Annotated in this window: 17 protein-coding genes, 1 pseudogene and 1 riboswitch; of the genes and pseudogenes, 11 read left to right on the plus strand and 7 right to left on the minus strand. The window is 63.3% G+C overall.

Annotated elements, in window-relative coordinates; all coding sequences use genetic code 11:
• Positions 1 to 1,097: pseudogene (locus tag ACI2KG_RS27060) on the minus strand (transketolase); the annotation flags it as partial.
• A 344-nt stretch (positions 1,098 to 1,441) separates the two neighbouring features.
• Between ACI2KG_RS27060 and ACI2KG_RS27065 the strand changes: the two are divergent.
• From ACI2KG_RS27065 to ACI2KG_RS27080, 4 genes are all read left to right on the plus strand, one after another.
• Positions 1,442 to 2,434 carry an ArsR/SmtB family transcription factor gene (locus tag ACI2KG_RS27065; protein ID WP_404663977.1) on the plus strand — a complete coding sequence of 331 codons (993 nt, stop codon included), beginning with the start codon at positions 1,442 to 1,444 and terminating at the stop codon, positions 2,432 to 2,434.
• Between the two features lie 18 nt (positions 2,435 to 2,452).
• Positions 2,453 to 3,643: a methionine adenosyltransferase gene (gene metK, locus ACI2KG_RS27070; RefSeq protein ID WP_404663978.1), complete on the plus strand. Its 1,191-nt coding sequence runs from the start codon at positions 2,453 to 2,455 to the stop codon at positions 3,641 to 3,643.
• Positions 3,644 to 4,168: 525 nt separating this feature from the next.
• A complete protein-coding gene (ligB, locus tag ACI2KG_RS27075) occupies positions 4,169 to 5,857 on the plus strand; it encodes an NAD-dependent DNA ligase LigB (RefSeq protein ID WP_404663979.1) in 1,689 nt (562 codons plus the stop codon).
• Between the two features lie 133 nt (positions 5,858 to 5,990).
• Positions 5,991 to 6,383, plus strand: a complete 393-nt coding sequence (locus ACI2KG_RS27080; protein ID WP_404663980.1) for a DUF1090 domain-containing protein — start codon at positions 5,991 to 5,993, stop codon at positions 6,381 to 6,383.
• A 135-nt stretch (positions 6,384 to 6,518) separates the two neighbouring features.
• On the opposite strand, the gene ACI2KG_RS27085 is transcribed toward ACI2KG_RS27080, so the two are convergent.
• The gene (locus tag ACI2KG_RS27085; RefSeq protein ID WP_404663981.1) at positions 6,519 to 6,977 is read right to left on the minus strand and encodes a c-type cytochrome; all 459 of its coding nucleotides are present in this window, start codon (positions 6,975 to 6,977) and stop codon (positions 6,519 to 6,521) included.
• Between the two features lie 118 nt (positions 6,978 to 7,095).
• On the opposite strand from ACI2KG_RS27085, the gene ACI2KG_RS27090 reads away from it, so the two are divergent.
• Positions 7,096 to 8,247, plus strand: a complete 1,152-nt coding sequence (locus ACI2KG_RS27090) for a murein transglycosylase A (RefSeq protein WP_404663982.1) — start codon at positions 7,096 to 7,098, stop codon at positions 8,245 to 8,247.
• A gap of 153 nt (positions 8,248 to 8,400) precedes the next feature.
• Here ACI2KG_RS27090 and ACI2KG_RS27095 read toward each other — a convergent pair whose 3' ends face one another.
• Positions 8,401 to 8,787, minus strand: a complete 387-nt coding sequence (locus ACI2KG_RS27095; protein WP_400612249.1) for an MAPEG family protein — start codon at positions 8,785 to 8,787, stop codon at positions 8,401 to 8,403.
• A gap of 28 nt (positions 8,788 to 8,815) precedes the next feature.
• Positions 8,816 to 9,649: an EamA family transporter gene (locus tag ACI2KG_RS27100; protein WP_400612251.1), complete on the minus strand. Its 834-nt coding sequence runs from the start codon at positions 9,647 to 9,649 to the stop codon at positions 8,816 to 8,818.
• A gap of 291 nt (positions 9,650 to 9,940) precedes the next feature.
• Between ACI2KG_RS27100 and ACI2KG_RS27105 the strand changes: the two genes are divergently transcribed.
• Positions 9,941 to 11,176, plus strand: a complete 1,236-nt coding sequence (locus ACI2KG_RS27105) for a cation:proton antiporter (protein WP_404663983.1) — start codon at positions 9,941 to 9,943, stop codon at positions 11,174 to 11,176.
• A 115-nt stretch (positions 11,177 to 11,291) separates the two neighbouring features.
• On the opposite strand, the gene ACI2KG_RS27110 is transcribed toward ACI2KG_RS27105, so the two are convergent.
• Positions 11,292 to 11,693 carry an acyl-CoA thioesterase gene (locus tag ACI2KG_RS27110; protein WP_009682837.1) on the minus strand — a complete coding sequence of 134 codons (402 nt, stop codon included), beginning with the start codon at positions 11,691 to 11,693 and terminating at the stop codon, positions 11,292 to 11,294.
• 178 nt (positions 11,694 to 11,871) lie between these two features.
• A riboswitch (S-adenosyl-L-homocysteine riboswitch) is annotated at positions 11,872 to 11,968 on the plus strand.
• A gap of 20 nt (positions 11,969 to 11,988) precedes the next feature.
• Here ACI2KG_RS27110 and ahcY point away from each other — a divergent pair.
• The 5 genes from ahcY (at position 11,989) to ACI2KG_RS27135 (ending at position 18,718) form a co-directional block, all read left to right on the plus strand.
• Positions 11,989 to 13,398 carry an adenosylhomocysteinase gene (ahcY, locus tag ACI2KG_RS27115; protein WP_201202187.1) on the plus strand — a complete coding sequence of 470 codons (1,410 nt, stop codon included), beginning with the start codon at positions 11,989 to 11,991 and terminating at the stop codon, positions 13,396 to 13,398.
• A gap of 174 nt (positions 13,399 to 13,572) precedes the next feature.
• Positions 13,573 to 14,418: a methylenetetrahydrofolate reductase [NAD(P)H] gene (metF, locus tag ACI2KG_RS27120; RefSeq protein ID WP_404663984.1), complete on the plus strand. Its 846-nt coding sequence runs from the start codon at positions 13,573 to 13,575 to the stop codon at positions 14,416 to 14,418.
• Positions 14,419 to 14,511: 93 nt separating this feature from the next.
• Positions 14,512 to 15,588 carry a hypothetical protein gene (locus ACI2KG_RS27125; protein ID WP_404663985.1) on the plus strand — a complete coding sequence of 359 codons (1,077 nt, stop codon included), beginning with the start codon at positions 14,512 to 14,514 and terminating at the stop codon, positions 15,586 to 15,588.
• Between the two features lie 223 nt (positions 15,589 to 15,811).
• Positions 15,812 to 16,600, plus strand: a complete 789-nt coding sequence (locus tag ACI2KG_RS27130; protein ID WP_404663986.1) for a substrate-binding periplasmic protein — start codon at positions 15,812 to 15,814, stop codon at positions 16,598 to 16,600.
• A gap of 219 nt (positions 16,601 to 16,819) precedes the next feature.
• Positions 16,820 to 18,718, plus strand: coding sequence for a DEAD/DEAH box helicase (locus tag ACI2KG_RS27135; protein ID WP_404663987.1), 1,899 nt, complete (start codon positions 16,820 to 16,822; stop codon positions 18,716 to 18,718).
• Between the two features lie 171 nt (positions 18,719 to 18,889).
• Here ACI2KG_RS27135 and ACI2KG_RS27140 read toward each other — a convergent pair whose 3' ends face one another.
• Together ACI2KG_RS27140 and ACI2KG_RS27145 are read right to left on the minus strand one after the other, a co-directional pair.
• Positions 18,890 to 19,468, minus strand: a complete 579-nt coding sequence (locus ACI2KG_RS27140; RefSeq protein WP_404663988.1) for a YceI family protein — start codon at positions 19,466 to 19,468, stop codon at positions 18,890 to 18,892.
• A 32-nt stretch (positions 19,469 to 19,500) separates the two neighbouring features.
• Complete coding sequence (locus tag ACI2KG_RS27145; RefSeq protein ID WP_404663989.1) at positions 19,501 to 20,052, minus strand: cytochrome b; 552 nt, start codon at positions 20,050 to 20,052, stop codon at positions 19,501 to 19,503.
• Positions 20,053 to 20,180 lie beyond the last annotated feature (128 nt).

Consider the following 20,180-nt stretch of genomic DNA (forward strand, 5'->3'; position numbering starts at 1 on the left):
GCGTTCAGGGCGTTCTGGCTGGCCTTGCGGCTGGCGATGGTCTCACCCTTGGCAGCCACTTCTTCGATGTAGGCCTGGGCCTTGGCGCTGAAGTCAGCCGGCAGCTCGCCGCTGTCACGGCGCTTGAACTCGGCAGCCAGCTCCGGGAAGGCCTTGGCGTAGGCGTCGAAGCGCTGGTTCCAGTCGGCTTCGGCCTTGGCACCGGCAGCCTTGGCATCCCATTCGGCGTAGATGTCGGCCGGGATTTCGAACGGGCCGTGGTTCCAGTTCAGGGCCTGGCGGGTCAGGGCGATTTCGTCGTTGCCCAGCGGTGCGCCGTGGCAGTCTTCCTTGCCCTGCTTGTTCGGCGAACCGAAACCGATGGTGGTTTTGCAGCAGATCAGGGTCGGGCGGTCGCTCTTGCGAGCGGTCTCGATGGCCATCTTGATTTCTTCGGCATCGTGGCCGTCGACGTTGCGGATCACCTGCCAGTTGTAGGCTTCGAAACGCGCCGGGGTGTTGTCGGTGAACCAGCCGTGGACTTCGCCGTCGATGGAGATGCCGTTGTCGTCGTAGAAGGCGACCAGCTTGTTCAGGCCCAGGGTGCCGGCCAGCGAGGCGACTTCGTGGGAGATGCCTTCCATCATGCAGCCGTCGCCGAGGAACACGTAGGTGTTGTGGTCGACGATGGTGTGGCCGTCACGGTTGAACTGGGCGCCCAGGACTTTTTCTGCCAGGGCGAAGCCCACGGCGTTGGCCAGGCCCTGGCCGAGCGGGCCAGTGGTGGTCTCGACACCTGGGGTGTAGCCGTACTCCGGGTGGCCCGGGGTGCGGCTGTGCAGCTGGCGGAAGGCCTTGAGGTCGTCGATCGACAGGTCGTAGCCAGTCAGGTGCAGCAGCGAGTAGATCAGCATCGAGCCGTGGCCGTTGGACAGCACGAAGCGGTCACGGTCGGCGAAGCTTGGGTTGCTCGGGTTGTGCTTCAGGTAGTCACGCCACAGTACTTCGGCGATATCCGCCATGCCCATGGGGGCACCTGGGTGGCCGCTATTAGCCTTTTGCACGGCATCCATGCTGAGGGCGCGAATGGCGTTGGCACGTTCACGACGGCTGGGCATCGCTGGTCTCCTGGGGGGCTTGTATAGGTGGTGTCACGAAAAAGGCGGCCATTTTCGCCCACAGGGGGGGCCTGGGGCAATGACGGATGGTCGCAGTCGGGGGTTTTTCCTCTGATTGGCATTCATTTCGGGTAAAAGTCCGGGCAACCGCGCTGGCTTCTTCGCGGGTGAACCCGCACCCACAGGGTCATCACTGCTCTCAAGATCTGTGATGAACCTGTGGGTGCGGGTTCACCCGCGAAGAGGGCGGCATTGGCAACCTCGCACTCCGCCCATCAGCCAATATCAAAACTTTTTGATATTGGCCTTGCGAGGGCAACGATGCCTGTCTAGACTGCCGCCCCATGAACCTCCGTGCGCAATCGATCCCCGAGCAACGCGAAGCATTGGCCGCCCTGTGCAAGGCCAGTGGCGACGAGCTGCGCCTGAACGTGCTGCGCGCCCTGGCCAACGATTCGTTCGGCGTGCTGGAACTGGCGCAGATCTTCGACGTCGGCCAATCGGGCATGAGCCATCACCTGAAGGTGCTGGCCCAGGCCGAACTCGTGGCCACCCGCCGCGAAGGCAATGCCATTTTCTACCGCCGCGCCCTGCCCGACAGCCTGCGCCTGGGTGGCCGCCTGCATGCGGCGCTGCTCGATGAAGTCGATGACCTGACCCTGCCGCCAGACGTGCAGGCGCGTATCGCCCAGGTCCAGCAACGCCGCGCGGCCACCAGCCAGGACTTCTTCTTGCGCGTGGAAGAAAAATTCCGCGCCCAGCAAGACCTGATCGCCGGCCTGCCGCAGTACCGCGAAAGCCTGCTGGCGCTGCTCGACAAATTGCATTTCGACCCGGCTGCCAGTGCCCTGGAGGTCGGCCCCGGTGACGGGGGCTTCCTGCCCGACCTGGCCCGGCGCTTTGCCCAGGTCACCGCCCTGGACAACAGCGCGACCATGCTCGAACTGGCGCGTCAGGTGTGCCAGCGTGAAGGGCTCGACAACGTGAACCTGCAGTTGGCCGATGCACTGGGTGCAACGGATGTGGCCGCCGACTGCGTTGTGCTGAACATGGTGCTACACCACTTCAGCGACCCGGCCCTGGCCTTGCGCCAGCTGGCCAAACGGGTGAAGGCAGGCGGTAGCCTGCTGGTCACCGAATTGTGCAGCCATGACCAGGGGTGGGCACGCGAAGCCTGCGGCGACCTCTGGCTAGGCTTCGAACAGGACGACCTGGCCCGCTGGGCCAACGCTGCCGGGCTGGCTCACGCAGACAGCCTGTACGTGGGCTTGCGTAACGGTTTCCAGATCCAGGTCCGCCATTTCCAGCGGACGGCTGGTGACATACACCATCGGTAAATTTCAGGAACCTTCGAGATGAGCGAATACTCCCTTTTCACCTCCGAGTCCGTGTCCGAAGGGCATCCGGACAAGATCGCCGACCAGATTTCGGACGCGGTCCTCGATGCCATCATCGCCCAGGACAAATACGCTCGCGTAGCGTGTGAAACCCTGGTCAAGACCGGTGTCGCCATCATCGCCGGCGAAGTCACCACGTCGGCCTGGGTCGACCTGGAAGACCTGGTGCGCAAGGTCATCATCGACATCGGCTACAACAGCTCCGACGTCGGCTTCGACGGCGCCACCTGCGCCGTGATGAACATCATCGGCAAGCAGTCGGTGGACATCGCCCAGGGCGTTGACCGTTCCAAGCCGGAAGACCAGGGCGCCGGTGACCAGGGCCTGATGTTCGGCTATGCCAGCAACGAAACCGAAGTGCTGATGCCGGCACCGATCTGCTTCTCGCACCGTCTGGTCGAGCGCCAGGCCGAAGCACGCAAGTCCGGCCTGCTGCCATGGCTGCGCCCGGATGCCAAGTCGCAGGTCACCTGCCGTTACGAAAACGGCAAGGTCGTCGGCATCGACGCCGTGGTGTTGTCGACCCAGCACAACCCTGAGGTTTCGCAGAAAGACCTGCAAGAAGCCGTGATGGAGCTGATCGTCAAGCACACCCTGCCGGCCGAACTGCTGCACAAGGGCACCCAGTTCCACATCAACCCGACCGGCAACTTCATCATCGGTGGCCCGGTGGGCGACTGCGGCCTGACCGGCCGCAAGATCATCGTCGACTCCTACGGCGGCATGGCCCGTCACGGTGGTGGCGCGTTCTCCGGCAAGGACCCGTCCAAGGTCGACCGTTCCGCCGCCTACGCTGGCCGCTACGTGGCCAAGAACATCGTTGCTGCCGGCCTGGCCGAGCGTTGCGAGATCCAGGTGTCCTACGCCATCGGCGTGGCCCAGCCGACCTCCATCTCGATCAACACCTTCGGCACCGGCAAGGTCTCCGACGACAAGATCATCCAGATCGTGCGCGAGTGCTTCGACCTGCGTCCATACGCCATCACCACCATGCTCGACCTGCTGCACCCGATGTACCAGGAAACCGCTGCCTACGGCCACTTCGGCCGTACCCCGCAGCAGAAGACCGTCGGCGACGACACCTTCACCACTTTCACCTGGGAGCGCACCGACCGCGCCCAGGCGCTGCGTGACGCTGCCGGCCTGTAATTTTCCTACAGCGGTAAATGAAAGCCCGTGCCGAGTGATCGGCAGGGGCTTTTTTTGAGCTGGGATTTGGTTGGGCCGGAAGATGGATGGGCTGCCAGGTGCTTGCCTCACGATGTTCAGCGCCCATGAGATCGAGCGCCGCCCGCGCGGCGCTTCGCGGCACAAGGCCGCTCCCACATCTGTTTCCGGCCAGTCAATCCTGAGCAATAGGCGCGCGCCCCCTTTGCGCATGCTCGGAGATTGACGAAGAACAGCTGCGGCACCTTCGATATCGAATGTAGCCACCAGGGCGGACAGAGGTGACCACATAGGAGTGACTGGCCAGAAACAGATGTGGGAGCGGCCTTGTGCCGCGAAGCGCCGCGCGGGCGGCGCTCGATTTCCGCCCCACCTCAAAACCCAAGACAGGCACCTGGCAGCCCTCACCCAACCTTCTCGCGACATATCGGCTGACAACTCTGCACGGCATCTCACGCGCAGCCTGCCTAGGCTGAAGGCTCCTCCCGCCATGCAAGGATGCTGGCCATGCCGTTCATGCTTTTGCTTGCCCTGCTGTTAATGATCCAGACCCCAATGGCACGGGCCGAACCCTGCCCCGACTGGGCACCACGACAAATCGACGCAGAAATAGCAAAACTGCGTATCACGCTTGCCCGATGGGACGACCACTATCATCGCCAGGGCATGGCCCTGGTGCCCGATGAACTCTACGACCAGAGCCGCCAGCGCCTTGAGCACTGGCAGCAGTGCTTCGGCCTGGCGCCCGGGCCATCGCCCTTGGCCAGCGCCAGCGGCCCTGTCCCTCACCCGGTGCCCCACACCGGCATCGACAAACTGGCCGACCGCCAGGCCGTGCAACGCTGGCTGGCCGGCAAGGCCGACGTGTGGGTACAGCCCAAGGTCGATGGCGTTGCCGTCTCCCTCATCTATCGGCAGGGCCGCCTGGTGCAACTGGTCAGCCGGGGAGACGGGGTGCAAGGGCACGACTGGAGCCGCCACATTCCCCGGCTCGGCGCCATCACCCGGCAGCTGCCGCAGGCCATCGACCTGCAACTACAGGGCGAGTTGTACCTGCGCCTGGGTGCGCATGTGCAAGCCCAGGCGGGCAGTGCCAACGCCCGTGGCACGGTGGCCGGGCTGCTCGCACGCAAACAGCTCGACAACCAGCAGGGCAACCGTATCGGCCTGTTTGTCTGGGACTGGCCGCAGGGGCCCGAACCGCAGGCCGAGCGCCTCGCGCAGCTAGCACAGCTGGGCTTTGCCGACACGCAGCATTACAGCGTCGCCATCAATACACTGGGGCAGGCAGCCCATTGGCGCGAGCACTGGTACCGCTCCGCCCTGCCCTTCGCCACCGATGGCGTGGTGTTGCGCCAAGGCCACCGGCCGCCCGCCGAGCGCTGGCAGGCCAAGGCACCGTACTGGATTGCCGCCTGGAAATACCCGTACGCACAGGCTTTGGCCGAGGTGCGCGCAGTGCACTTTCGGGTTGGCCGCACCGGCCGGGTCACACCGGTGCTGCAGTTGCTGCCGGTCACCCTCGATGACCGGCGCATCACCCAGGTCAGCCTGGGTTCGCTGGCGCGCTGGCATAGCCTGGACATCCGCCCCGGTGACCAGGTGGCTGTCAGCCTTGCCGGGCTGACCATCCCGCGGCTTGAGCAGGTGGTGCACCGCGCCGTCGAGCGCCATCCTGTGACCGCGACCGACCCCGGCCAGCATCACGCCCACAGCTGCTGGCAAGCCCGTACAGGCTGCGAGGAACAATTCATTGCCCGCCTCAGCTGGCTCAGCAGCAAACAGGGGCTGGCATTGCCGCGCACCGGGCCAGGTACCTGGCGCCGCCTGGTCAGCGCCGGGCAGGTAACCACGCTGACTGACTGGCTGCAACTGGATACCCAACGCCTGACCCAGGTGGCAGGCATCAGCGAGGCGACGGCGGCGCAGTTGCGGGGTGCTTTCGATGACGCTCGCACACGGCCTTTTGCCCAGTGGCTGCGAGGGCTTGGCGCGCCCATGCCTGCCGGCCTGCCGTTGACAGGCGGGTGGGCAGCGCTGGCAGCGCGCACACCTGGCGAGTGGCAAACAGCGCCCGGAATCGGCGAAAAGCGCGCGCAAAAACTGGCCAGCTTTTTTGCCAGCGAGCATGTCCAGGCGATTGCAGAGCAGCTGGCCGATGCCGGCGTTGATGGCTTTCAAAACAACAAGCAATGATTTTTTACCAATTTACTTGTAGGAAAACCCTGAGATCCAAGCGGAATTGACCGGCAAGGGTTTCTAAATGGGCAAAACCAAGGCAGGATTTCACCCTACTTTTTGCTGCCCCGCCCCGTCCAGGAGGCTTTTCATGAAACGTATTTCGACCCTTTTCCTGCTCGCGACCCTTGGTTTTGCTGCGAGCGCCGTACAGGCCGCCCAACCGGATGCCGGCCTGACCGGCTGCGCCGCCAAGCGCAGCGCCATCGAGAACCAGTTGAAGATTGCCCGTGACCACGGCAACACCGCCCAGGTCGCCGGGCTGGAAGACGCGCTGCGCGGGGTCGCCAACTGCACCGATGCCAGCCTGCGCAAGGAACGTGAGCAAAAGGTGCTCGACGCCCGTCACGAAGTGGCGCAGCGGGAAAAGGACCTGAAGAAAGCCGAGAAGAAAGGCGATTCCGAGAAGATCAACAAGCGCAAGGACAAGCTCGCCGAGTCGCGTAAAGAGCTGCAGGAAGCAGTGGACGAACTCGACCGCTGAGGCCTGCGCTAAAAGGGCGTTGCCTTTAATGGCCTCATCGCCGGCAAGCCAGCTCCCACAGGTACTGCACAGCACTCGAAGGCAGCGTGATACCTGTGGGAGCTGGCTTGCCGGCGATGAAGCCAGTGCAGGCAATCAATGATTGCGGAACTCGCTATGACAGGCCTTGCACGCCGCCTCGACCCTGTCCATCGGTGCCTTCAGCTGCGCAGCGTCCAACGGCTGGTTGCGGGTTACATCAACCAGTTCGCCGGTGACGCCTTCCAACTGCCGGGCCAGGTCATGAAAACGCGTCTGCCGCTCCCACACCTCAGCACGCGCACTGCTGTCACCGCCATCGCGCACCTGCGGAAAGTGCTGCCAGGGCTGGTGCGAGAGGTTGTCCAGTTTCAGCGCACCGTCGGCAAACTTCACCCCGTCGAACGGCAAGCGACCCCGCAACATGCCGCCCAGGTCTTCGCTGGTCTTGAGCATGTCCTTGAAGATCACCTTACGCTTGCCCAGCGGCGAGTTCGGGTCAACCCGGTCGCAGCCACTCAGGGCGCCGCCCAAGGCCAGTGCTGCCAACAGAACAACGGTCAATCGCTTCAACATCACGCTCACTTCGGCCGACGCAAATGGGCGGCCAGTATCGCTGGGCAGCAGCCAAAGACCAATAGCCATACAAAAACAGGGGCGAATATTCATGTTCGCCCATGACAGGAATGCACACATGAAATCTGCCCTGCGCCACCTGGCCTGGACACTCCCGGTGCTGGCCTTGCTGGCCGGCTGCAACGGCGGCGAGAACGCCAAACCCGAACCCCACGCCATCGCCACTTACGCGCCGGCGACCTGGAAAGACCTGCCGGCAGTCAGCGATGAAGACCTGCTGGCCGGCTTCTACGCCTGGCGCAGCGGGTGCGAAAAGCTCAAGCGCGACAAGGTATGGGCTGCCACCTGCGAAGCGGCCGGCAGTGCCACCGCCAGTGCCACCCAGGTACGCACGTTCCTGGAGCAGAACCTTGAGGTCTACGGCCTGCGTTCTGCCGAGAACAACGCCAACGGCCTGATTACCGGGTACTACGAACCGGTCTACCCCGGCAGCCTGAGCCAGTCGAAAACCAATCATGTAGCGGTCTACGGCATCCCCGACGACATGATCGTGGTCGACCTGGCCAGCGTGTACCCCGAACTCAAGGGCAAGCGCTTGCGCGGGCGCCTGGATGGCCGGGTGCTCAAGCCTTACGACACAGCCGAGGTCATCAACCGTGACGGCGTCAAGGCGCCGGTGCTGGCCTGGCTGACCGACCCGATGGACCTCCAGTTCCTGCAGATCCAGGGCTCTGGCCGGGTACAACTGGAAGACGGCCGCCAGCTGCGCCTGGGCTATGCCGACCAGAACGGCCACCCCTACCGGCCAATTGGCCGCTGGCTGGTTGAGCAAGGCCAGTTGAAGAAAGAAGATGTGAGCATGGGCGCCATCCATGCCTGGGCCCAGGCCAACCCGCAACGCGTACCGGAGCTGCTGGCCAGCAACCCCAGCTACGTGTTCTTCAGCACCCGCCCGGACAGCAACGAAGGCCCGCGTGGCTCGCTGAACGTGCCGCTGACCGCAGGTTATAGCGTGGCCATCGACCGCAAGGTGATTCCGCTGGGTAGCTTGTTGTGGTTGTCCACCACCCGCCCGGATGGCTCGCCAGTAGTGCGCCCGGTGGGCGCCCAGGACACGGGCGGGGCGATTGCTGGCGAAGTGCGTGCCGACCTGTTCTGGGGTACCGGGCCGCAGGCCGGTGAGCTGGCCGGGAACATGAAGCAGCAGGGGCAGATCTGGATGCTGTGGCCCAAGGGCCAGCCGCTGCCAGAGGTACCCAAGATTCCTTGACCGCTCGCGCGCACCCTGGAGCGGCCTTGTGTCGCGAACGGGCTGCGCAGCGGCCCCACATTTTCAGCTTCGCCGCTGAAATCGCCTGGCCCGCTTTGCGGGCCTATCGCGACACAAGGCCGCTCCTACAAAAACTGACGCAGCCTGGAAGGCTTAGATGGAAACCACAAAAAACGCCACAATGATCGCTACTCCGGCAAACCACACCAGCGAGCGCAAGGCAGCCCAGTCGGCCAGGTAGCAGATGATGTAGAGCAAGCGGCTGGTGATGTACATCACCCCCAGCACATCCTGGGTCACCTGCTCGGCGTTACCGACGATATCCGCCACCAGCACCGCCGCAGCGAATGCCGGGAAGGCCTCGAAGCTGTTCTGCTGGGCCGCATGCGCGCGCCGTGGCAGCCCGGACAGGGTATCGAGGAAGGCACGCGGGTCGTGATTGTCCTTCAAGCCGAAGCGGCCGCTACTGACCTTGGCGATCAACGCACACAGCGGCGGCAAGAACAGCGCAATCAGGATGCACCACAGGGCAACGGTCATAGGCAGGACTCCTTGTTCAGTCTTGAGGTCAAAGCTTCATTACCAGCATGCCGGCCAACACCAGCCCGCAAGCTAGGAGTCTCGGCCCGCCAAAAGGTTCTTTCAGGTAGCGCATGCCCAGCAATACCACCAGGATCACACTCAACTCCCGCAGTGCCGCCGCCTCGGCCACCGAGCCCAGGTGCATGGCCCACAGCACCAGGGCGTAGCTGAACAGTACGCAGAACCCTACCGCCAGCCCCAGGCGCCATTGGGTGCGCCAGAACAATACGAACGGTGCCCGCCGCGCAACAGTAGCCAGCAGCGGGAATTGCCAGGCACTGAGCAGGGTCAGCCACACCAAGTAGTCCCAGGGTTTACCCCAAAGCGTTACCGCCTGCCCGTCGAACCAGGTGTAGCAACCGATGCACAGGCCAATCAGGGCCACTACCGGCAGCATCGACCAGGGCAGCCGGTCACCGCCACCGCCCTGCCACAGCAGGCACGCCATGCCACAAGGGATCAGCAGGATGCCGATGATCTGCTGCTGGCTCAGCGACTCCCCGGCAAAGGCCAGGGTCAGCCCCAGCACCACCAGCGGCGACAGCCCGCGCATCAGAGGATAGACCAGCCCCAGGTCACCCACGCGGTAGGCCTGGATCAGCAGGTAGCGGTACAGCTGCTCGGCCAGCGCCGAGGCGATCAGCCACGGCCAGATATTGCCTGGGGGCACCTCGACGAAGGGCACGGCCAGCACTGCAAATGCCAGTGCGACGGTGTCCATGCTGGCGATTACCAACAGGCGCTCGCCGCTGAATTTGATCAGGGTATTCCAGGTCGCATGCAGCAGGGCGGCGACCAGCACCAGGGATGTTGCCAACACGCCTTGTTGTCCTTATGGCTTTTTATGGCTGCGAATATATAGCGTTCGGGGGCCGCTGTGCGGCCCAATCGCCGGCAAGCCAGCTCCCACATCGAGCGCGTCGCCTTCAAGGTTGATGCAGTACATGTGGGAGCTGGCTTGCCGGCGATTGGGCTGCGCAGCAGCCCCTTACATGGGAACGATCACAACGAATCCGGTCAAAGCCTGTGTCCCGAACCCCTCGCCAGGTCATCAAAGAACTGCCCGAGCCATTCGGGTTACGACTTGGAAGCCACTGTTACAGGATTCGGGATGCTTGAATTAGTTGCCGCGTTTATCTGCCTCACCACCCTGCTCACCTACGTGAACTACCGTTTCATCGGCCTGCCCCCCGCCATCGGCGTGATGGTCACGGCGTTGCTGTTTTCGCTGATTCTGCAAGGCCTGAGCCTGATCGGCTTCCCTGGCCTGGAAGAGCGCGTCGAAGGCTTGATGAACCAGATCGACTTCAATGACCTGCTGATGCACTGGATGCTGGCGTTCCTGCTGTTTGCCGGCGCCCTGCACGTCAACCTCACCGACCTGCGCAGCTACCGTTGGCCGATCGGTCTGCTGGCCACCGTCGGCGTGTTGATTGCCACCGTGGTCATCGGTTACCTGTCGCACTGGGTGTTTGCCCTGTTCGGCTGGCAAGTGCCGCTGATCTATTGCCTGCTGTTCGGCGCGCTGATCTCGCCGACCGACCCGATTGCCGTGCTCGGCGCACTGCGTACTGCCAATGCGCCCAAACCGCTGAAAACCACCATCGTTGGCGAGTCGCTGTTCAACGACGGCACCGCAGTGGTGGTGTTCACCGTGTTGCTGGGCATCATCCAGTTGGGTGAAACGCCAAGCATGACCGACACGGCGATCCTGTTCGCCCGCGAGGCCATTGGCGGCGTGGTGTTTGGTGGCCTGATCGGCTACGCCACCTACCGCATGATCAAGAGTGTCGAGCAGTACCAGGTGGAGGTCATGCTGACCCTGGCACTGGTGATCGGTGGCTCGGCGATCTGCTACGAGCTGCACGTGTCGGCGCCGATCGCCATGGTGGTGGCCGGCCTGATCATCGGCAACCTGGGGCGCAACCTGGCGATGAACGACATGACCCGGCGCTACATGGACGGCTTCTGGGAGCTGATCGATGACATGCTCAATGCCCTGCTGTTTGCCTTGATCGGCCTGGAACTGTTGCTGCTGCCGTTCAACTGGATGCATCTGGCGGCCGGCGGCGTACTGGCATTGGCGGTGCTGTTGTCGCGCTTGCTGACCGTGGCGCCGGCGATCGTGCTGCTGCGCCGTTGGCGGCCGGTGCCCAAAGGCACGGTGCGGGTGCTGACCTGGGGTGGCCTGCGTGGCGGGGTGTCGGTGGCCCTGGCGCTGTCGCTGCCACTGGGCGAGGAGCGTGACCTGCTGCTGTCGATCACCTACATCGTGGTGCTGTCGTCGATCCTGGTGCAGGGGTTGAGCATTGGGCGGGTGGTGCGCAAGGTTAGCGACCAGCCTTGAGAAATGGGGGCCGCTTTGCGGCCCATCGCGACACAAGGCCGCTCCTACAAGAGATCGCGTTCCCCTGTAGGAGCGGCCTTGTGTCGCGATGGGCTGCGCAGCGGCCCCAAGATGTTTATTCCACCGCAGAATCCGGGAACTGGTCCTGTACATACTTGATCGCGGTCCGCCCATGGGCCGCCGGCAAGCCGTCTTCACCCAGGTTGACGAACACCATCTTGTCGACGGTCAGGATGCTCTTGCGGGTGATCTTGTTGCGCACTTCGCACTTGAGGGTGATCGAGGTGCGGCCGAACTCGGTGGCGGTGATGCCCAGTTCGATGATGTCGCCCTGGCGCGATGCACTGACGAAGTTGATTTCCGACATGTACTTGGTCACCACGCGCTGGTTGCCCAGCTGGACGATGGCATAAATTGCCGCCTCTTCGTCGATCCAGCGCAACAGGCTGCCACCGAACAGGGTGCCATTGGGGTTGAGGTCTTCGGGTTTAACCCACTTGCGGGTGTGAAAGTTCATCTGTACTCCTGACCTGCTTGGCTAATGTGTAGCAATGATGGCAGAGCGGCCGCCATCGCTCCATTGAACATCGACTATCGTCGCGATTAATCGACAGAAAACCTTGGGCAAGCCGGCGGGCGCGGCTATAATCTCCGCCGCTTTACATGGTTGCCCTCAGCGGTGCCATGCCCGCCACCTGTCCGAGGGGCGCTGCAGCAGGCTAGGCCTGTCAGGCTCGGATGGGGCGTTGCTCGCTCTCGCGGGCGCTTAACGCACAACGGCGCCCATTCGCACACTACGAATGGAGGCTCTCATGAGCGCTGCAAACATGCCTGCTGGTTTTACCGATTTCAAAGTCGCCGACATCTCCCTGGCCGCCTGGGGCCGTCGCGAAACCATCATCGCCGAATCGGAAATGCCTGCACTGATGGGCCTGCGTCGCAAGTACCTGGCCGAGCAACCGCTCAAGGGTGCGAAGATCCTGGGCTGCATCCACATGACTATCCAGACTGCCGTGCTGATCGAAACCCTGGTTGCCCTGGGTGCCGAAGTGCGCTGGTCGTCCTGCAACATTTTCTCCACCCAGGACCAGGCCGCCGCCTCCATCGCCGCCGCCGGTATCCCGGTGTTCGCCTGGAAAGGTGAAACCGAAGAAGAGTACGAGTGGTGCCTGGAGCAGACCATCCTGAAGGATGGCCAGCCATGGGACGCCAACATGATCCTCGACGACGGTGGCGACCTGACCGAACTGCTGCACAAGAAGTACCCACAGGTACTGGACCGCGTGCACGGCGTGACCGAAGAAACCACCACTGGCGTACACCGCCTGCTGGACATGCTGGCCAAGGGCGAGCTGAAAGTCCCGGCAATCAACGTCAACGACTCGGTCACCAAGAGCAAGAACGACAACAAGTACGGCTGCCGTCACAGCCTGAACGACGCCATCAAGCGGGGTACCGACCACCTGCTGTCGGGCAAGCAGGCCCTGGTGATCGGCTACGGCGACGTGGGCAAGGGCTCCGCCCAGTCCCTGCGCCAGGAAGGCATGATCGTCAAGGTCACCGAAGTTGACCCGATCTGCGCGATGCAGGCCTGCATGGACGGCTTCGAGCTGGTTTCGCCGTTCATCGACGGCATCAACGACGGCACCGAAGCCAGCATCGACAAGGCCCTGCTGGGCAAGATCGACCTGATCGTGACCACTACCGGTAACGTCAACGTCTGCGACGCCAACATGCTCAAGGCCCTGAAGAAGCGTGCCGTGGTGTGCAACATCGGCCACTTCGACAACGAGATCGACACCGCTTTCATGCGCAAGAACTGGGCCTGGGAAGAGGTCAAGCCGCAGGTACACAAGATCCACCGTACCGGCGCTGGCAGCTTCGACCCGCAGAACGACGACTACCTGATCCTGCTGGCCGAAGGCCGCCTGGTCAACCTGGGCAACGCCACTGGCCACCCAAGCCGCATCATGGACGGTTCGTTCGCCAACCAGGTGCTGGCCCAGATCTTCCTGTTCGAGCAGAAGTTCGCCGACCTGTCGGCCGAGAAGAAAGCCGAGCGCCTGACCGTAGAAGTGCTGCCGAAGAAGCTCGACGAAGAAGTGGCCCTGGAAATGGTCCGCGGCTTCGGCGGCGTGGTCACCCAACTGACCAAGCAGCAAGCCGACTACATCGGCGTGACCGTCGAAGGCCCGTTCAAGCCGCACGCTTACCGTTACTAAGCGGCAAGCTTGAAGCTGCAAGCTGCAAGCAAAGGCAGACCGTGCTGTTGCTGCTTGTAGCTCAAGCCTCTAAAAATCTTGAACGATGACCAAGCCAGACCGGCCATCACCGATCTGGCTTTTACTTGCAGCTTGCAGCTCGCAGCTCGCAGCTCGCTGCCAGAGGAACGCCTGATGTCACAAGAACGCCGCTACAGTTTCGAGTTCTTCCCGACCAAGACCGACGCCGGTCACGAAAAGCTGATGGGCGTGGCCCGCCAGCTGGCCGCCTGCAACCCGGACTTCTTCTCCTGCACCTATGGTGCCGGTGGCTCGACCCGCGACCGCACGCTGAATACCGTGCTGCAGCTGGAAAACGAAGTGAAGGTACCTGCCGCACCGCACCTGTCGTGCGTGGGCGACACCAAGGCCGAACTGCGCGCCTTGCTGGCCGAGTACAAGGCCGCCGGCATCAAGCGCATCGTTGCCCTGCGCGGTGACCTGCCGTCGGGCATGGGCATGGCCACGGGCGAACTGCGCTACGCCAGCGACCTGGTCGAGTTCATCCGCCAGGAAACCGCTGATCACTTCCACCTGGAAGTCGCCGCCTACCCCGAAATGCACCCACAGGCGCGCAACTTTGAGGCCGACCTGGGCAACTTCGTGCACAAGGTAAAGGCCGGTGCCGACAGCGCCATCACCCAGTACTTCTTCAACGCCGACAGCTACTTCTACTTTGTCGAGCGCGCACAGAAGCTGGGCGTGGATATCCCGGTGGTACCCGGCATCATGCCGATCACCAACTACAGCAAGCTGGCGCGTTTCTCCGACGCCTGTGGCGCCGAGATCCCGCGCTGGATCCGCAAGCAGCTGGAAGCCTATGGCGATGACACCGCCAGCATCCAGGCTTTTGGCGAAGAAGTGATCACCCGCATGTGCGAACAGCTGCTGCAAGGCGGCGCACCAGGCCTGCACTTCTATACCCTGAACCAGGCCGAAGCGAGCCTGGCGCTGTGGAACAACCTCAAGCTGCCGCGCTGAAATCTTTTGGCAAGGTCTGCTTAAGAAATAATTAAGGCTTTGGTCATAGACTAAAGCCTTATTCATTTCCGGGTTACACAGGTCTTACCTGCCATGCAGCACCCCCAGCCATCGCGCCCACAGCTCGTCTACTTGGCCTTCGGCCCGGCAACCTACCATCAGGAAGCCTGCTTCAGCATCGTCAGCGCCCTCGCCCAGCTGGGCCCAGCCGCAGGCGAAGCCATGGATATCCAGGTCTACACCGACAACCCGCAACCCTATGCCGGGCTCCCGGTTACCCTTCATCGGCTGGACGAGGCCACGCGCCGGGCCTGGAACGCCCCCCACGGTTATCACTTTCGCAGCAAGCATGTACTGTTGCGCCAGGTGCTGCTGCAGCACCCACTGGCGGTACTGATCGACACCGACACCTTCTTCCGCACCTCGCCGCTGCAACTGTTCGCCCGGGTGGCGCCCGGCAAGCTGCTGTGCAATGCCATCGGCCCGCGCTACGGGGCGAACCAGAAGTGCCTGCTGTACAAGAACCTGCTGGCCATCCTTCAATCCCGCGGCCTGGCCGACTGCCAGATGCCACTGATCAACTCCGGGGTGATCGGCCTCACTGCCGAAGACGCCGCTACCCTGGACCAGTCCATCGCCCTGATGGATGAGTTCCACCCCTTGGCGCGCGAGGCCTACACCCTCGAAGAGTTCTGCCTGGCCGTGGCGGCCTATCGCAAGCTACAGGTGGCCGATTGCACCGATGTGATTCACCACTACTGGAGCCGCAAGGCGCAGTTTCGCGCGAAGATCCAGGCCTGGCTGCGCAAGCACGGCCACGCCCCGTTAAGCCATGCAGCGCTGGCCGACGTGGCCCTGGTCAACGACCAGTTGCCGCGGCCACCGGCCCTGCATCGCCTGGGCTACAAGGCCCTCAGCCTGACCCTGCCCCGCCACGAGCGCCAGTTTGCCCGCGAGCTGCTGTATGGCTGTTACCCCTACGCCAATGAATTTGACCGCGCCTGTGCACCGGCCTGGTGGGACAAGGCGCTGGAAAACCTCAATGCCCGCCATGGCCACATGGAGCCTGAACGGCTGCGCCAGTGCCTGCGGCACCCGGGGTTGCGCTTGTCGCTGGGCGAGCGGCGCAAGGATATCGAGGCGCATTTGTTGAGGTCTTCTCAAAGTTAAGCTCCCACCCATTGGCTGGCGCGATCCCTGGAGCGGCCTTGTGTCGCGATCGGGCGCGCAGCGGCCGCTAAACCTGATGCCCCGGTTTACCAGGCAAACCGCATCGCCTGAATTACGGCCGCTGCGCGCCCGATCGCGACACAAGGCCGCTCCTACAGGGGCCTGGCTCGCTCCAAATACCGGGCCTCTGGCCATGTTCCGGCCGAGCGCGTAATCTCCGGCCATGCCACTCATCGCCCGGCTGTTCTGGATCCTGCTGCTCGCTTGCCTGAGCCCGTTGGCTCTGGGTGAACGCCTGCGCCTGGTCACCGACGACTGGCCACCCTATGTGTACCAGCACAACGGCCAACCCCATGGCCTCGACTACGAGGTCGCCAAGCAAGTATTCGCACGCCTTGGCGTCGAAGTAGAGGTGCAATTCCTGCCGTGGAAGCGCTGTCTGGCGATGGCCGAGCAGGGGCTGGCCGATGGCATTCTGGATATTTTCCAGACCGAGGCGCGCCAACCCTACCTGGTGTACGGTGCAGAGCCCATGTCGGAAGTCGAATTCGTCCTGTTCCAGGCCAGCGCTCGTCCCCATGCGGTCGATCAGTTGCAAGACCTTGCCGGCCTCACCGTCGGCACATCACCCGGCTACACCTATGGCGCCTCCTTCAACCAAGCCGCGTATTTCACGCGTGAAGCCGCACCCACCCACGAAGCCAATTTCGGCAAGCTGCTGCTGGGCCGGGTCGATCTGGCGATTACCGACCGCCGGGTCGGGCGCTACCTGCTGGGCCATCTGGGCCTGCAACGGCAAGTTCAGGAGTTGCCACTGGTGATCAGCCGGCAGACCCAGTATCTAGGCTTGGTGCGCAAACCCGGGCGCGAGGCATTGGCTGTGGCCTTTGCCGAAGAACTGCGGCGTTTCAAGCAGGAACCGGCCTATGCGGCGATCAGCAACCGCTACACAGGCGACATCGGAAACATTCTCAACGCCGTTGAGCAGCAGGAAAGCAGCACAGCGCGATAGCTCTGTTATACTCGGGCCTTCCCGCCCGGCTCACGCCCGGACGCTCGGCCTCGCAACAGGCATCCCGATCGGCACCGACGCCCCATCGCGTCCACCCTCCGTTTCCCGGATGTGCAGTGAAAGCCCAGCTGGACCGGACGCGATCGCATCCCACCGATGCCCGTCGCGCCAGGCAGAACATCCCAAACGGGCCCAGCCCAAACGAGAACAGGATCGCCCATGTCCTTTGCTTCCCTCGGTCTCTCCGAGGCTCTTGTCCGCGCTATCGAGGCTGCGGGCTATACCCAGCCGACCCCCGTGCAACAGCGGGCCATTCCCGCCGTGTTGCAAGGCCGCGACCTGATGGTTGCCGCCCAGACTGGTACTGGTAAGACCGGCGGCTTTGCCCTGCCGATTCTCGAGCGCCTGTTCCCGGCCGGCCACCCCGACAAGTCGCAGCGCCATGGCCCGCGCCAGCCGCGCGTGCTGGTCCTTACCCCGACCCGCGAACTGGCAGCCCAGGTGCATGACAGCTTCAAAGTCTATGCCCGTGACCTGCCGCTGGTCAGCGCCTGCATCTTCGGCGGTGTTGGCATGAACCCGCAGGTTCAGGCCATCGCCAAAGGCGTTGACGTGCTGGTCGCCTGCCCGGGCCGCCTGCTCGACCTGGCCGGCCAAGGCAAGGTCGACCTGGCTCACGTGGAAATCCTGGTGCTCGACGAAGCCGACCGCATGCTCGACATGGGCTTCATCCACGACGTCAAGAAGGTTCTCGCCCGCCTGCCGGCCAAGCGCCAGAATCTGCTGTTCTCGGCCACTTTCTCCAAGGACATCACCGACCTCGCCGACAAGCTCCTGCATAACCCGGAGCGTATCGAAGTCACCCCGCCTAACACCACCGTCGAGCGTATCGAGCAGCGCGTCTATCGCCTGCCCGCCAGCCACAAGCGCGCGCTGCTGGCGCACCTGATTACCCAGGGTGCCTGGGAGCAGGTGCTGGTGTTCACCCGTACCAAGCATGGTGCCAACCGCCTGGCCGAGTACCTGGAAAAGCACGGCCTGACCGCCGCCGCGATCCACGGCAACAAGAGCCAGAACGCCCGCACCAAGGCCCTGGCCGACTTCAAGGCCAACAGTGTACGCGTGCTGGTTGCCACCGACATCGCTGCCCGCGGCCTGGACATCGACCAGCTGCCGCACGTGGTCAACTTCGAGCTGCCGAACGTCGAGGAAGACTACGTTCACCGCATCGGCCGTACCGGCCGTGCTGGTCGTTCGGGCGAGGCCATTTCCATGGTCGCGCCGGATGAAGAAAAACTGCTCAAGAGCATCGAGCGCGTCACCCGGCAGCGCATCCCGGATGGCGACCTGATGGGCTTCGATGCCAGCCAGGTTGAAGCCGAAAAGCCAGAAGTACGCGAGCGCCCGCAAAACAACGGCCGTGGTGGCCGCAACCAGCAGGCCCGTGGCGAAGGCGGCAAAGATGCCAACGGCGGCCGCAAGGACAAGGGCAAGGATAAAGGCAAGGCCAAGCAGCAAGCTGCCGAGAAGCCGGCCGACAAGGAAAAGAGCGGTGACAAGCAACAGCAGCCGCGCAAACCGCGTGACAAGAAGCCGCGCCAGCAGCAGGCCAGCGGCAGCGCGCCGAAAGTAGCCGCCGACCGTGACCCGGAAGAGTTTCTGGACGACGACGTCGACAACTTCGGAAACCGTGCCGACTACGTCAGCCCGTACCAGGGCAAAGGCCAGGGCCGCAATCGCCGCCCAGGTGGGGGTGCCGGTCAAGGCCAAGCCCAAGGTGGCGGCCAACGCAGCAACGCAGGCGGTGGCCAGGGCCAGGCCCGCAATGGCGGCCAGCAGCGTGGTGGTGGTGGCGCCGGCGGCGAAAAACGCCCACCGCGTGCCAACAACGGGGGCGGTGCCCGTCGTGATGGCGGCGGTGCTGGCCGTGGTCGCCCGGCCCGTGACGATGCTGCCCGGCAAGAGCCGGCTGTGCGCAACCCGCGCCAGCCGGAAAAACAGCCGGTGATCATCCGCAAGGAATCCAAGCTCGACCGTTTCCCGACGCCTGAGCAGCTGGACGACCTGCCAAGCCGCCCGCGCGGTGAGCGCCCGGCGCTGTTGACCCGCAAGGGCTAAGCCAGGGGCAGCCTGTACCGGCCCTATCGCCGGCAAGCCAGCTCCCACAGGAGATCATTGCCCTCAGGGCCAGTGACGTACCTGCGGGAGCCCGGCTTGCCGGCGATGGGGCCTCGAAGGCAATAAAAAACGCCGCCCAATGGGCGGCGTTTTTTATTGCCAAAGCAATGCTTACTTCTGTTTCACACCTTCAACACTGATATCCAGGTCCAGGGTTTGCGAAGTCGGGCCTGGGCCCTTGATACCAAAGTCGTTCAGGTTCAGCGTGGTGGTGGCGTTGAAGCCAGCGCGCTCGCCGCCCCATGGGTCCTTGCCTTCACCGTTGAAGGTAGCCTTGAAAGTGACCGGCTTGGTCACGCCGTGCAGGGTCAGGTCGCCGGATACGTCAGCAGTCTTCTCGCCGGTCGACTTGACGCTGGTGGAGACGAACTTGGCTTCCGGGTACTTCTTCACGTCGAGGAAGTCGGCGCTGGCGATGTGCTTGTCACGCTCGGCGTGGTTCGACCACAGGCTGGCGGTTTTCAGGTCGACGTTGATCTTGCTGGCTTCAGGCTTGGCGCTGTCCCACGTGAAGTTGCCGTCAAAGTCCTTGAAAGTACCGTGGATGAAGCTGTAGCCCAGGTGGCTGATTTTCCAGTCAACGAACGCGTGCTGGCCTTCCTTGTCGATCTTGTACTCGGCAGCCATGGCCTGGCCAGCGGAGAGCAGAGCGGTACCGAGCGCCAGAGCGGCAAAAGTCTTTTTCAACATCCTGTTCCTTCCTATGCAATTGAGGTTGAGAGTCAAGCTTTGCGGCCCAGCATACGGGTCAGGGTCGCGTCACGGTCGATGAAATGGTGCTTGAGTGCAGCTAGGGCATGCAGCACGGCAAAAATCACCAAGCCCCAGGCCAGCCACAAATGAATGACACCCGCCACGTCTGCCTGGTCAGGCAGGTCGCTGATCAGGGCCGGCACTTCGAACAGGCCGAACACCGGAATGCCGACGCCATCGGCGGTGGAAATCAGGTAACCGGCGCCCATTACGGCGAACAGCCCGACATACAGCGCCAGATGGCCCAGCTTGGCCGCGGTGCGGGTGAGTGCGCCATGGTTGGCCGGCGCCGGGGGTGGCGGGCTGATGAAGCGCCAGACCAGGCGCAGCAGCATTACCGCCAACAGCACCAGGCCGATGCTCTTGTGCAGGTCCGGGCCTGATTTACGCCATGGGCTGTAATAGTCGAGGCCGACCATCCACAGGCCCAGGCCAAACAGGCCAAAGACTGCCAGCGCCACGCCCCAGTGCAGGACGATGCTGACCACGCCGTAGCGAGAAGATGAATTGCGCAGTTGCATGTTGGCGTGTTTCCCCGTGAAAGCTGTGCACAGACTAACGCGTAACGTATCGAATAAAAGCGGAAAAAATTGCTTCGGTTTATCGAGAAATACGATATGTATTCTGTAAGCTTCCCATTAAGGAAACA

Source organism: Pseudomonas sp. NPDC089407 (assembly GCF_044900445.1).
Taxonomy (GTDB): domain Bacteria; phylum Pseudomonadota; class Gammaproteobacteria; order Pseudomonadales; family Pseudomonadaceae; genus Aquipseudomonas.

Excerpts from the sequence above, each read along its gene's own strand:
- ACI2KG_RS27065 (WP_404663977.1), top strand. The coding sequence starts at position 1,442 with ATGAACCTCCGTGCGCAATCGATCCCCGAGCAACGCGAAGCATTGGCC.
- metK (WP_404663978.1), top strand. The coding sequence starts at position 2,453 with ATGAGCGAATACTCCCTTTTCACCTCCGAGTCCGTGTCCGAAGGGCAT.
- ligB (WP_404663979.1), top strand. The coding sequence starts at position 4,169 with ATGCCGTTCATGCTTTTGCTTGCCCTGCTGTTAATGATCCAGACCCCA.
- ACI2KG_RS27080 (WP_404663980.1), top strand. The coding sequence starts at position 5,991 with ATGAAACGTATTTCGACCCTTTTCCTGCTCGCGACCCTTGGTTTTGCT.
- ACI2KG_RS27085 (WP_404663981.1), bottom strand. The coding sequence starts at position 6,977 with ATGTTGAAGCGATTGACCGTTGTTCTGTTGGCAGCACTGGCCTTGGGC.
- ACI2KG_RS27090 (WP_404663982.1), top strand. The coding sequence starts at position 7,096 with ATGAAATCTGCCCTGCGCCACCTGGCCTGGACACTCCCGGTGCTGGCC.
- ACI2KG_RS27095 (WP_400612249.1), bottom strand. The coding sequence starts at position 8,787 with ATGACCGTTGCCCTGTGGTGCATCCTGATTGCGCTGTTCTTGCCGCCG.
- ACI2KG_RS27105 (WP_404663983.1), top strand. The coding sequence starts at position 9,941 with ATGCTTGAATTAGTTGCCGCGTTTATCTGCCTCACCACCCTGCTCACC.
- ACI2KG_RS27110 (WP_009682837.1), bottom strand. The coding sequence starts at position 11,693 with ATGAACTTTCACACCCGCAAGTGGGTTAAACCCGAAGACCTCAACCCC.
- ahcY (WP_201202187.1), top strand. The coding sequence starts at position 11,989 with ATGAGCGCTGCAAACATGCCTGCTGGTTTTACCGATTTCAAAGTCGCC.
- metF (WP_404663984.1), top strand. The coding sequence starts at position 13,573 with ATGTCACAAGAACGCCGCTACAGTTTCGAGTTCTTCCCGACCAAGACC.
- ACI2KG_RS27125 (WP_404663985.1), top strand. The coding sequence starts at position 14,512 with ATGCAGCACCCCCAGCCATCGCGCCCACAGCTCGTCTACTTGGCCTTC.
- ACI2KG_RS27130 (WP_404663986.1), top strand. The coding sequence starts at position 15,812 with ATGCCACTCATCGCCCGGCTGTTCTGGATCCTGCTGCTCGCTTGCCTG.
- ACI2KG_RS27135 (WP_404663987.1), top strand. The coding sequence starts at position 16,820 with ATGTCCTTTGCTTCCCTCGGTCTCTCCGAGGCTCTTGTCCGCGCTATC.
- ACI2KG_RS27140 (WP_404663988.1), bottom strand. The coding sequence starts at position 19,468 with ATGTTGAAAAAGACTTTTGCCGCTCTGGCGCTCGGTACCGCTCTGCTC.
- ACI2KG_RS27145 (WP_404663989.1), bottom strand. The coding sequence starts at position 20,052 with ATGCAACTGCGCAATTCATCTTCTCGCTACGGCGTGGTCAGCATCGTC.